The 11,588-nt window shown below is 54.9% G+C and carries 10 protein-coding genes and 3 tRNA genes; 11 read left to right on the top strand and 2 right to left on the bottom strand.

The genetic code is table 11. The annotated features are described in order from the left end of the window. Positions 1–38: 38 nt before the first annotated feature. The gene (gene rsgA, locus ACOXYR_RS19505) at positions 39–1,094 is read right to left on the bottom strand and encodes a small ribosomal subunit biogenesis GTPase RsgA (protein WP_189623802.1); all 1,056 of its coding nucleotides are present in this window, start codon (positions 1,092–1,094) and stop codon (positions 39–41) included. A 94-nt stretch (positions 1,095–1,188) separates the two neighbouring features. Here rsgA and orn point away from each other — a divergent pair, with 94 nt between their 5' ends. The 4 genes from orn to ACOXYR_RS19485 all read left to right on the top strand — a co-directional run bounded on the left by orn (position 1,189) and on the right by ACOXYR_RS19485 (position 2,218). Beyond that, positions 1,189–1,734 carry an oligoribonuclease gene (orn, locus tag ACOXYR_RS19500; RefSeq protein ID WP_108476117.1) on the top strand — a complete coding sequence of 182 codons (546 nt, stop codon included), beginning with the start codon at positions 1,189–1,191 and terminating at the stop codon, positions 1,732–1,734. A gap of 182 nt (positions 1,735–1,916) precedes the next feature. Then, a tRNA-Gly gene (locus ACOXYR_RS19495) sits at positions 1,917–1,992 on the top strand. A 37-nt stretch (positions 1,993–2,029) separates the two neighbouring features. Next, a tRNA-Gly gene (locus tag ACOXYR_RS19490) sits at positions 2,030–2,105 on the top strand. A gap of 37 nt (positions 2,106–2,142) precedes the next feature. After that, positions 2,143–2,218, top strand: a tRNA-Gly gene (locus ACOXYR_RS19485). 268 nt (positions 2,219–2,486) lie between these two features. On the opposite strand, the gene queG is transcribed toward ACOXYR_RS19485, so the two are convergent. Next, entirely contained in the window at positions 2,487–3,626 is a 1,140-nt protein-coding gene (queG, locus tag ACOXYR_RS19480) for a tRNA epoxyqueuosine(34) reductase QueG (RefSeq protein ID WP_108476118.1), read from the bottom strand. Between queG and nnr the strand changes: the two genes are divergently transcribed. The 7 genes from nnr (at position 3,625) to hflX (ending at position 11,525) form a co-directional block, all read left to right on the top strand. Then, on the top strand, positions 3,625–5,151 hold the full coding sequence (gene nnr, locus ACOXYR_RS19475) for a bifunctional ADP-dependent NAD(P)H-hydrate dehydratase/NAD(P)H-hydrate epimerase (protein WP_421355702.1): 1,527 nt from the start codon (positions 3,625–3,627) through the stop codon (positions 5,149–5,151). The genes queG and nnr overlap by 2 nt on opposite strands. Continuing rightward, entirely contained in the window at positions 5,144–5,605 is a 462-nt protein-coding gene (gene tsaE / locus ACOXYR_RS19470) for a tRNA (adenosine(37)-N6)-threonylcarbamoyltransferase complex ATPase subunit type 1 TsaE (protein WP_015966217.1), read from the top strand. Before nnr ends, tsaE begins: the two co-directional genes overlap by 8 nt. Positions 5,606–5,621: 16 nt before the next feature. After that, positions 5,622–6,974, top strand: a complete 1,353-nt coding sequence (gene amiB, locus ACOXYR_RS19465; RefSeq protein WP_407731952.1) for an N-acetylmuramoyl-L-alanine amidase AmiB — start codon at positions 5,622–5,624, stop codon at positions 6,972–6,974. Between the two features lie 9 nt (positions 6,975–6,983). Continuing rightward, the gene (mutL, locus tag ACOXYR_RS19460; RefSeq protein WP_421355701.1) at positions 6,984–8,834 is read left to right on the top strand and encodes a DNA mismatch repair endonuclease MutL; all 1,851 of its coding nucleotides are present in this window, start codon (positions 6,984–6,986) and stop codon (positions 8,832–8,834) included. Next, complete coding sequence (gene miaA / locus ACOXYR_RS19455; protein ID WP_113858094.1) at positions 8,827–9,777, top strand: tRNA (adenosine(37)-N6)-dimethylallyltransferase MiaA; 951 nt, start codon at positions 8,827–8,829, stop codon at positions 9,775–9,777. Before mutL ends, miaA begins: the two co-directional genes overlap by 8 nt. A gap of 84 nt (positions 9,778–9,861) precedes the next feature. After that, entirely contained in the window at positions 9,862–10,173 is a 312-nt protein-coding gene (gene hfq / locus ACOXYR_RS19450) for an RNA chaperone Hfq (RefSeq protein ID WP_108476123.1), read from the top strand. Between the two features lie 71 nt (positions 10,174–10,244). Further along, complete coding sequence (gene hflX, locus ACOXYR_RS19445) at positions 10,245–11,525, top strand: ribosome rescue GTPase HflX (protein WP_421355700.1); 1,281 nt, start codon at positions 10,245–10,247, stop codon at positions 11,523–11,525. Positions 11,526–11,588: the final 63 nt, after the last annotated feature.

Below are 11,588 nucleotides of genomic sequence, written 5' to 3'. Positions count from 1 at the left end.
GACGCACGCGATAAATGTCAGTCGCTAAAGCATAATTCTCAGTTATCACCATCAGAAAAGTTTTTACGCGTTTTTACCTGCGACATACTTTCCAGGATGCGGTGATAATTTTCGAATCGCGTCTCGGCAATTTTACCTTCTTCAACGGCTTCGCGGATGGCGCAACCGGGATCGGTGTCATGCTTGCAGTCGCGGTATTTGCACAAACCCAAATAATCATGGAATTCGACAAAGCCGTTGGTGATTTGTTCCGGCTCAAGGTGCCACAGACCAAATTCTCGAACGCCCGGAGAATCAATCACATCGCCGCCATGCGGAAAATGATACAGACGTGCGGCGGTCGTGGTGTGCTGGCCTAAACCGGAGTTATCGGAAACATCGTTGGTCAGGATCCGCTCTTCGTTGAGCCCCAGCAACGCATTCAGCAGACTTGATTTCCCGACGCCAGACTGCCCGGCAAAAATACTGATGCGGTCGGTCAGCGCTTCTTCCAGCGGTTTCAAGCCATCCTGTGTATGGCTGGAAACCATCAGCACGCGATAGCCAATGTTGCGGTAGATATCCATCTGCTCATTCACGAAAGCCATACTTTCGTCGTCCAGCAGATCGATTTTGTTCAGCACGATGATCGGCTCGACGTCCAGTGTTTCGCAGGCGACGAGATAACGGTCGATAATATTCAGCGACAGTTCCGGCAGAATGGCAGAGACGATAACGATTTGATCGATGTTAGCGGCGATCGGTTTGACGCCATCGTAAAAGTCCGGGCGCGTGAGTACTGAGGTTCGCTCATGTACCGCTTCGACGATCCCTTTGACGTTTACGCCTTCGGCTGCCGCTTTACCCGGACGCCAGACAACGCGATCGCCGGTTACCAGCGAACGAATGGTGCGGCGAATGTTGCAGCGGTGCGTCTCGCCGTCGGCGGATTCAACGTCAGCATGCATGCCAAAACGGCTGATTACGGTGCCTTCAGCGGTTTCACCAAACAGATTGTCATCGTAGTCGGGCTTCTCCGCAGTCGTTTTAAGACGGCGCTGGTGGTTAGCCGACACGCGACGCTGCTGACCTTTGGAGAGTTTATTTTTACTCAATCGTACAGACTCCTGGTCGCCCATAATGGGCAAAAGATCTATGATACACGCTATTTTAGATGAATATAGTCACGCGATAAGGGTGGAAAATAACATGAGTGCAGATGAAAACAACCTGATTTGGATCGATCTGGAGATGACCGGTCTCGATCCCGAGCGCGATCGCATCATTGAAATCGCAACCCTGGTGACTGACGCGAATCTGAACATTCTGGCGGAAGGCCCGACCATTGCGGTGCATCAGTCAGATGAACAACTGGCGCTGATGGATGAGTGGAACGTGCGCACGCATACCGGTAGTGGGCTGGTCGATCGCGTGAAAGCCAGCACCATTGACGACCGCGCGGCGGAGCTGGCTACACTTGAATTCCTCAAGCAGTGGGTTCCGGAAGGAAAATCGCCGATTTGCGGTAACAGCATCGGCCAGGACCGTCGTTTCCTGTTTAAGTATATGCCGGAACTGGAATCCTACTTCCATTATCGTTATCTGGATGTGAGCACGCTCAAAGAGCTGGCGCGTCGCTGGAAGCCGGAAATTCTGGACGGTTTTAAGAAGCAGGGTACGCACCAGGCGATGGATGATATTCGTGAGTCGGTGGCTGAACTGGCGTACTACCGTGAGAACTTTATTAAGCTCTGATTCTCGTCTTTGCCGGATGGCGCTTGCCATTCGGCGTAAAAAGCACCAGGATGATGAATTATTCGGCACTTGAACACTATTTCAAAAAAAACGCTTGAGAGGGGGTTGCAGCAAAAAGGATTTCTCGTATAATGCGCCTCCCGTAACGACAGAGAAATCGTTGTTACGACAGCAACAAATTTGCGGGAATAGCTCAGTTGGTAGAGCACGACCTTGCCAAGGTCGGGGTCGCGAGTTCGAGTCTCGTTTCCCGCTCCAAAATTTGAAAGATGCTTTCTAAGCATGCACCACCCAAGCGGGAATAGCTCAGTTGGTAGAGCACGACCTTGCCAAGGTCGGGGTCGCGAGTTCGAGTCTCGTTTCCCGCTCCAAAATTTGAAAAGTGCTTTCTAAGCACGCACCACCCAAGCGGGAATAGCTCAGTTGGTAGAGCACGACCTTGCCAAGGTCGGGGTCGCGAGTTCGAGTCTCGTTTCCCGCTCCAAATTTTCTTTCTGATTCGTTAAAACCACAGTGAAGTCGATTTGCTGAGGTGATTTTTCGTTTCTGAAATACTCTTGTAAACAGAGTTATCCACAGACCAGGACACTTTTACGGGAAGGTAGAATTCTTCGAACGGTGAACGGTATCTTTGTATCCCATTGAACATTATGGGAAAAATAATATTTCAAAATGTTATTTTGATCACTTGACCTCTCTGTGTGCTTTGAATCCCTTTGCTTTTTTATTTTTATTCACAGCCTGTGAATGTTTTACGCGTCACGCGGTAATCCCTTCTCAACCACTCTCACCAGCCGCTGTTTCTTGGGTAACTGCACCTCGACCACGCAGGCATTTCGCTTCTCAATTTGCTGCGCAATCGCCCATTCTATGTGTTCATCGAGAAGTGGGTGCTCACCTCGGCGCGTCTCAAGCGCCTCAATAACGGCCTTACTCCACGGTGCATTGCCCAGGGCAACGGCGATATTACGCAGCCAGCGCAAATGGCCGATACGACGAATGGGCGAACCTTCGGTCAGTTTCAGGAACCTCGCTTCATCCCAGGCAAAGAGTTCAATCAATTCTGGGGCATGTAGTGCCTTGCGCGGGCTGAAGTCAGCTTCGTCTGTCAGTTGTGAAAAACGATTCCACGGACAAATGAGCTGGCAATCGTCGCAGCCGTAGATACGGTTGCCCATCAGTGGACGAAATTCCTCCGGGATAGCGCCTTCCAGCTCAATAGTGAGATAGGAGATACAGCGACGTGCGTCGACGGTGTAAGGCTCCACGATGGCGCCGGTCGGACAAATAGTCATACAGGCTACGCAGCGCCCACACTCTTCGACCACCGGTTTATCGATGGGCAGCGGCAGATCGATCAGTAACTCGCCGAGGAAAAAGAACGATCCGGCGTCACGGCTAAGGATAAGTGAGTGCTTACCTGTCCAGCCAATCCCGGCTTTTTCGGCTAACGGTCGCTCCAGAATAGGCGCAGAATCGACAAAAGGTCTAAAATTCAGCGAGACGCACTGTTCCTGAATCAACTCGCCCAGCTTTTTGAGGCGATTACGCAGCAGCTTATGATAATCGCGTCCAAGCGCGTAGCGGCTGATATAACCGAGTTCGGGATTTTTCAGGGTGCTGGCAAAGGCTGCATTGGCGGGCAGATAGTTCATTCGCACGCTGATCACGCGCAACGTGCCGGGCAGAAGCTCATGAGGGCGGGCACGCATCATGCCGTGGCGGGCCATCCACTCCATCTCGCCGTGGTACTGTTTGTCCAGCCATGCCTGTAATTTTGGCTCGGAGGCGCTGAGATCGGTATCGGTGATACCTACCTGCTGAAAGCCCAGTTCAGTGCCCCATTGTTTGATTTGTTGCGCTAACTGATTGAGATCGAGGGGCTGTGACATGACGGACCATACATTGACGAGAAACTCTGCAAGTATACCACACTCCGTATGGGCTGCGGATGACCTGCGTCGCGCAGAGAAAGAGGCGGCAGACAGTCTTGGCATGACGTTGTTTGAACTGATGCTACGCGCGGGTGACGCTGCGTTTACGTTGGCGCGTGAAATATACCCGACAACTTCACACTGGTTGATTCTCTGCGGCCATGGCAACAATGGCGGTGATGGCTACGTGGTGGCGCGTCTGGCGCAGGCGGCGGGCATCAATGTCACGCTGCTGGCGCAAGAGAGCGATAAACCGCTGCCGGAAGAGGCCCATGCTGCGCGCGAGGCCTGGCTGAATGCGGGCGGGGTGATTCACTCGCCGCAAACCGTGTGGCCGGAAGAGACTGACCTTATCATCGACGCGCTACTCGGCACGGGTTTACAGAGCGCGCCGCGCGAGAATATCGCCCGCCTGATTGAACTGGCGAATCTACATTCCGCACCCATTTTCGCTCTCGATATTCCCTCTGGCCTGAACGCGCAAACCGGCACCGCGCCCGGTGCGGTGATCCACGCCGCGCATACCCTCACGTTTATTGCCCTCAAGCCGGGCTTATTAACCGGCAAGGCGCGAGATGTGGTCGGGCGTTTGCATCATCATGCGCTGGGGCTGGAACGCTGGCTGGAAGCACAGACGACGGATATCTATCGTGCCGACGTGTCACAACTCACCGCGTGGTTCCCGCCGCGTCGCCCGACGTCGCATAAAGGTGACCATGGCAAACTGGTGATTATCGGCGGCGATCACGGTACCGCTGGCGCGATACGCATGACAGGAGAAGCCGCACTGCGCGCGGGAGCTGGACTAGTGCGAGTGCTTACTCGCATTGAAAACGTTGCGCCGATTATTACCGCCAGACCGGAGCTGATGGTGCATGAACTGACGCCCGATATTCTGGATGAAAGTTTGCAATGGGCGGATGCGGTGGTCATTGGCCCCGGCCTCGGACAAAGCGCGTGGGGAAAACAGGCGCTGCGTAAAGTAGAAAACGTCTGTAAACCGATGCTGTGGGACGCCGATGCGCTGAACCTGCTGGCAATCAATCCCGATAAACGTCACAATCGCGTGTTAACCCCGCATCCTGGCGAAGCCGCGCGGTTACTGAACTGTCGCGTAACAGAAATTGAAGCCGATCGCTTACTTTCTGCTCAGCGTCTGGTAAAACGGTATGGCGGTGTTGTGGTGCTGAAAGGCGCGGGCACGGTGGTGGCCTGCGAAGCGGGGGCGATAACGCTGATCGACGCCGGAAATGCGGGGATGGCCAGTGGCGGCATGGGCGATGTGCTCTCCGGTATCATTGGCGCATTGCTGGGGCAGGCCTTCTCGCTTTATGATGCTGCCTGCGCGGGCTGTGTCGCGCACGGTGCGGCGGCGGATGAACTCGCGGCGCGCTTCGGTACCCGCGGTATGCTGGCCACCGATCTCTTTTCCACGCTACGGCGTGTTGTTAACCCGGATGTGATTGACGTAGACCATGATTAATCGAGTGATTCCCTTACCCGACGAGCAGGCGACCTTAGACCTCGGCGACCGCGTGGCGAAAGCCTGCGACGGCGCGACGGTTATCTATCTGTACGGCGATCTCGGCGCCGGTAAAACCACCTTCAGCCGTGGCTTCCTGCAAGCGCTGGGACACCGCGGCAACGTCAAAAGCCCAACTTATACCCTGGTCGAGCCGTATACCCTCGATAAACTGATGGTTTACCATTTCGATCTGTACCGCCTTGCCGATCCCGAGGAGCTCGAATTTATGGGGATCCGCGATTATTTCTCTAACGATTCCATCTGCCTGGTGGAATGGCCGCAGCAGGGTGCGGGTGTACTGCCTGAACCGGATATCGAAATACACTTAGATTACCAGGCGCAAGGGCGTGAGGCGCGCATAACCGCTGTCTCCTCATTGGGTGAGTCTCTGCTGGCGCGGTTTGCCGGTTAATTTTAGGGATCACGGGATGATTTTACGCGCAAAAGGTTGGCTGGCTGCGGCGCTGATGGTGTTCAGCGTTGGCGCATCGGCGGCAACATTATCCGATATTCAGGTTTCTAATGGCGATCAGCAGGCGCGCATTACCTTCAGTTTTATGGGCGATCCTGAATACGCATTTAGCCAGGATGGCCCGCGCAGCGTAGCGCTTGATATCAAACAAACGGGCGTGATTCAGGGGCTGCCGCTGCGGTTTAGCGGCGATAACCTGGTGAAAGCTATACGTTCCGGCACGCCTAAAGATGACCAGTCGTTACGTCTGGTGGTCGATCTGACGCAAAAGGGTAAAACCCAGGCGGTGAAAAAGCAGAACGGGGCAAGCTATACGGTAGTTTTCACCATCAATGCGGACGTTCCGCCGCCGCCGCCACCGCCTCCTGCACCGGTGATCGCTAAACGAGTTGACGCGCCGGTGGTAACGCCTGCACCTGCGCCGCGTCCGGTAGAACCAGCGCGTAATCCGTTTAAAACGCAAAACGATCGCATCACCGCGGTGACCAATACCGATACGGCGATTTCACGCCCGGCCAGCCGCACGCGCGTTGCTTCGGGCGACAAAGTGATTATTGCCATTGATGCGGGGCATGGTGGTCAGGACCCCGGCGCTATCGGCCCTGGTGGCACTCGTGAGAAGAACGTGACGATTTCCATTGCCCGTAAACTGCGCGCATTGCTTAACGACGACCCGATGTTTAAAGGTGTCCTCACTCGCGATGGCGATTACTTTATTTCGGTGATGGGCCGTTCAGATGTGGCGCGTAAACAAAACGCCCACTTCCTGGTGTCGATTCACGCCGATGCCGCACCGAGCCGTTCAGCAAGCGGTGCATCCGTTTGGGTGCTCTCTAACCGTCGCGCCAACAGCGAAATGGCCGGCTGGCTGGAGCAGCACGAGAAACAATCCGAGCTACTGGGCGGCGCGGGCGATGTGCTGGCAAACAGTCAGGCTGACCCGTATCTGAGCCAAGCGGTGCTGGATTTACAGTTCGGCCATTCTCAACGCGTAGGCTATGACGTCGCGACCAATGTGATAAGCCAGCTACAGCGTGTGGGCAATATCCACAAACGTCGCCCGGAACATGCCAGCCTTGGCGTACTGCGCTCGCCGGATATTCCGTCGATTCTGGTCGAGACCGGCTTTATCAGTAATACATCGGAAGAACGCCTGCTGGCCAGCGACGACTACCAGCAGAAACTGGCGGAAGCGATTTACAACGGGCTGCGTAACTATTTCCAGGCGCATCCGATCCAGTCTGGCCCACGAGAAGATCAGGCTCAGACGGCCAGCGCTAATGCTTCAACCGGAACGTTGATTAACTAAGGAGTCTTCATGCCGATTCGGGTTCTGCCGCCGCAGCTTGCGAACCAGATTGCCGCTGGCGAGGTGGTAGAGCGACCTGCGTCGGTGGTGAAAGAACTGGTGGAAAACAGCCTCGATGCGGGTGCAACCCGCATTGATATTGATATCGAACGCGGCGGTGCAAAACTTATCCGTATTCGCGATAACGGCTGCGGCATCAAAAAGGACGAGCTGGCGCTGGCGCTGGCTCGTCACGCCACCAGTAAAATTGCCTCGCTTGACGATCTTGAAGCCATTATCAGCCTCGGCTTTCGCGGCGAAGCGCTGGCAAGTATCAGTTCCGTCGCCCGTTTAACGCTTACTTCCCGCACGGCGGAACAGCCGGAAGCCTGGCAGGCTTACGCGGAAGGACGCGACCAGGACGTGACGGTGAAACCCGCCGCGCATCCGGTCGGCACCACGCTGGAAGTGCTGGATCTCTTCTACAACACTCCGGCACGGCGCAAGTTTATGCGCACCGAAAAAACCGAATTTAATCATATTGATGAAATCATTCGCCGCATCGCGCTGGCACGTTTTGATGTGGCGATTACCCTCAATCATAACGGCAAGATGATCCGTCAGTATCGCGCGGTGACGCAGGGCGCACCGCGCGAACGTCGGCTGGGCGCGATTTGCGGTACCGCGTTTCTTGAGCACGCGCTGGCAATTGAGTGGCAGCATGGCGATTTAACCCTGCACGGCTGGGTTGCGGATCCAAACCACACAACCCCGGCGTTAGCCGAAACTCAGTACTGCTACGTAAATGGCCGCATGATGCGCGACCGTCTGATTAATCACGCGATTCGCCAGGCTTGCGAGGATAAACTGGGTGCCGATCAGCAGCCCGCGTTTGTGCTTTATCTGGAAATCGATCCGCATCAGGTGGATGTAAACGTGCATCCGGCGAAACATGAAGTACGTTTCCATCAGTCGCGGCTGGTACATGACTTTATCTATCAGGGCGTGCTGAGCGTCCTGCAACAGCAAATGGAATCGCCGTTACCGTTGGATGAAGATGAGGACGAGCTCGCGCCGCGTCCGATCGCTGAAAACCGTGCAGCGGCGGGGCGCAATCAATTTGCCGAGCCGGCGGCAGCGCGTGAGCCTGAGCCCCCACGCTTCAACGCACCGTCTTCCGGTGTAAGTACACGCGGTGGCGCAAGCTGGCCGAATGCGCAGCCGGGATACCAAAAGCAGCAGGGCGCGCTCTATCGCCAGTTGCTGGATACGCCGAAAGCCCCGGAGAAATCACAGCCACCGACGTCAGATTCCCTGGCAGGACACAGCCAGAGCTTTGGCCGTGTCTTAACCATCGTGCCGCCGTGCTATGCACTGCTGGAGCGTGGCGGAAAACTCAGCCTGCTGGCGCTGCCCGTGGCGGAACGCTGGCTGCGTCTGGCGCAGCTCACGCCCGGTGAAACGCCGATTTGCGCGCAGCCGCTGTTGATTCCGTTGCGACTGAAAGCGAGTGATGTTGAGAGCAAGGCGTTGCAAACGGCACAGGCGCAACTTGCTTTGTTAGGCATTGATATTCTGGCAGAAGGGCAGCACGTGACCGTTCGCGCCGTGCCTTTACCCTTACGCCAACAAAATTTACAAAACTTGATTCCTGAACTGATAGGCTATCTGGTGCAACAAAGTCAGGTTGAGGCGGGTGATATTGCCCAGTGGCTGGCCCGTAACCTGGCGAGCGAGCATGTTCAATGGAACATGTCTCAGGCTATCGCGATGCTGGCGGATGTTGAACGACTCTGCCCACAGCTGGTCAAAGCACCTCCAGGTGGTCTGTTACAACCTGTTGATTTAGATTCTGCGATGAACGCCCTGAGAAATGAGTGACGTGACCGAGGCTCGCCTGCCAAAGGCAATTTTTTTAATGGGGCCAACCGCTTCCGGTAAAACGGCGTTGGCTATCGAATTACGTAAAGTTTTACCTGTAGAGTTGATTAGTGTTGATTCTGCCCTCATTTATCGAGGGATGGATATCGGGACGGCCAAGCCGGATGCGCAGGAACTGTCAGCCGCGCCGCACCGATTGTTAGACATTCTCGACCCGGCACAGGCGTACTCTGCCGCGGATTTCCGCCGCGATGCGCTGGCCGAAATGGCTGAGATTACCGCTGCAGGGCGAATTCCGCTTCTGGTTGGCGGAACGATGTTGTATTTCAAGGCGCTGCTGGAAGGATTGTCGCCGTTACCGTCGGCAGATCCCGAGGTCAGAGCGCGAATTGAGCAACAGGCCGCAGAGCTGGGGTGGACAGCGCTGCATGAGCAACTGAAGTCAATTGACCCGGTTGCCGCCGCGCGAATTCATCCAAATGATCCGCAAAGACTTTCCCGGGCACTGGAAGTTTTTTTCATTTCGGGTAAAACTTTAACGGAACTGACGCAAACGTCAGGAGACGCTCTGCCCTACAAGGTGCATCAGTTCGCCATCGCCCCGGCGAGCCGTGAACTGCTCCATCAGCGCATTGAGCAGCGTTTTCATCAGATGTTAGCTTCAGGTTTTGAAGCAGAAGTGCGGGCGCTTTTTGCCCGTGGAGATTTGCATACGGATATGCCTTCCGTTCGTTGTGTTGGATATCGCCAGATGTGGTCATACCTTGAAGGCGAAATCTCGTACGATGAAATGGTTTATCGAGGAGTTTGCGCCACGAGACAGTTAGCCAAGCGCCAGGTGACCTGGTTGCGCGGTTGGGATGGAGTTCACTGGTTAGATAGCGAACAACCTGAACAGGCGTTCAACGAAGTAATACAGGTAGTTGGTGATTGTGTAGACTGAATGTGTACAATTGAACCGTATTCGTGCGCAATTTTAAGGACCTGTGGGTTCTAAGTACAAATAAGCATATAAGGAAAAGAGAGAATGGCTAAGGGGCAATCTTTACAAGACCCGTTCCTGAACGCACTACGTCGGGAGCGTGTTCCGGTTTCTATTTATTTGGTGAATGGTATTAAGCTGCAAGGTCAAATTGAGTCTTTCGACCAGTTCGTGATCCTGTTGAAAAACACGGTCAGCCAGATGGTTTATAAGCACGCAATTTCTACTGTTGTCCCGTCCCGTCCGGTATCTCATCACAGCAATAACGCTGGCGGCGGCACCAGCAGTAACTACCATCACGGTAGCAACGCGCAGGGTTCTTCCACTGCGCCGCAAGACAGCGACGACACAGAATAAGTTATCGCTGTTTCCCGGTCGGGGAGCCTGGTTTACCCGGTTCCCCGCTGGTATTTTATGAGGAATTACGCTTGTTTGACCGTTATGATGCCGGTGAGCAGGCGGTGCTGGTACACATCTATTTTTCGCAAGACAAAGATATGGAAGATCTCCAGGAGTTTGAATCTCTGGTCTCTTCCGCCGGTGTCGAAGCAATGCAGGTGATTACTGGTAGCCGTAAAGCACCGCACCCAAAGTATTTTGTTGGTGAAGGTAAGGCTGTCGAAATTGCGGAAGCCGTAAAAGCGACAGGGGCTTCTGTCGTACTCTTTGACCATGCACTGAGCCCAGCCCAGGAACGTAACCTGGAGCAGCTGTGTGAATGCAGGGTGATCGACCGTACCGGTCTGATATTAGATATTTTCGCCCAACGTGCGCGTACTCATGAGGGTAAGTTGCAGGTTGAGCTGGCGCAGTTGCGCCATCTGGCGACGCGCCTGGTGCGTGGCTGGACCCACCTTGAACGGCAGAAAGGCGGGATTGGTTTACGCGGCCCGGGTGAAACCCAGCTTGAAACCGACCGTCGTTTACTGCGTAACCGTATTATGCAAATCCTCTCGCGGCTTGAAAAAGTGGAAAAGCAGCGTGAGCAGGGACGTCGTTCCCGAACTAAAGCTGATGTCCCGACGGTATCGCTGGTGGGTTACACCAACGCCGGGAAATCGACGCTGTTTAACCAGATAACCGAAGCGAAGGTTTACGCGGCAGACCAACTGTTTGCAACGCTGGACCCAACGCTGCGCCGTATTGATGTTGCTGACGTTGGCGAGACGGTGCTGGCGGATACGGTAGGCTTTATTCGCCACCTGCCGCACGATCTGGTGGCGGCGTTTAAAGCGACATTGCAGGAAACCCGTCAGGCGACGCTGCTGCTTCATGTTATTGACGCAGTCGATGTTCGCGTGCAGGAAAATATCGAGGCCGTGAATACAGTGCTGGAGGAGATTGACTCGCTTGAGATCCCGACGCTGTTGGTCATGAATAAAATCGATGTGCTGGACGATTTCGAACCGCGCATCGATCGTGATGAAGAAAATAAACCTGTCCGGGTCTGGCTTTCCGCGCAGACCGGGGCGGGTGTACCACTGCTTTTCCAGGCTTTAACCGAACGGCTTTCCGGGGAAGTAGCGCAGCATACTCTGCGTCTACCGCCGGAGGAAGGGCGTTTAAGAAGCCGGTTTTATCAGCTTCAGGCGATAGAAAAAGAGTGGATGGAGGAAGACGGCAGTGTCAGTCTGCAAGTTCGCATGCCGATTGTTGACTGGCGTCGCCTCTGTAAACAAGAACCGGCGTTGACCGATTACGTGGTCTAGCCGGCAGTTTGCCTGGAGCATGGAGTCATTTCGCCTGTCCCCTGCCGTCGCAAGACATTGGGG

Source organism: Pseudocitrobacter faecalis (assembly GCF_965231525.1).
Lineage (GTDB): Bacteria > Pseudomonadota > Gammaproteobacteria > Enterobacterales > Enterobacteriaceae > Pseudocitrobacter > Pseudocitrobacter faecalis.
Note: the sequence above shows the minus strand (reverse complement) of the source record. Positions and strands in the feature narration are given on the sequence as shown.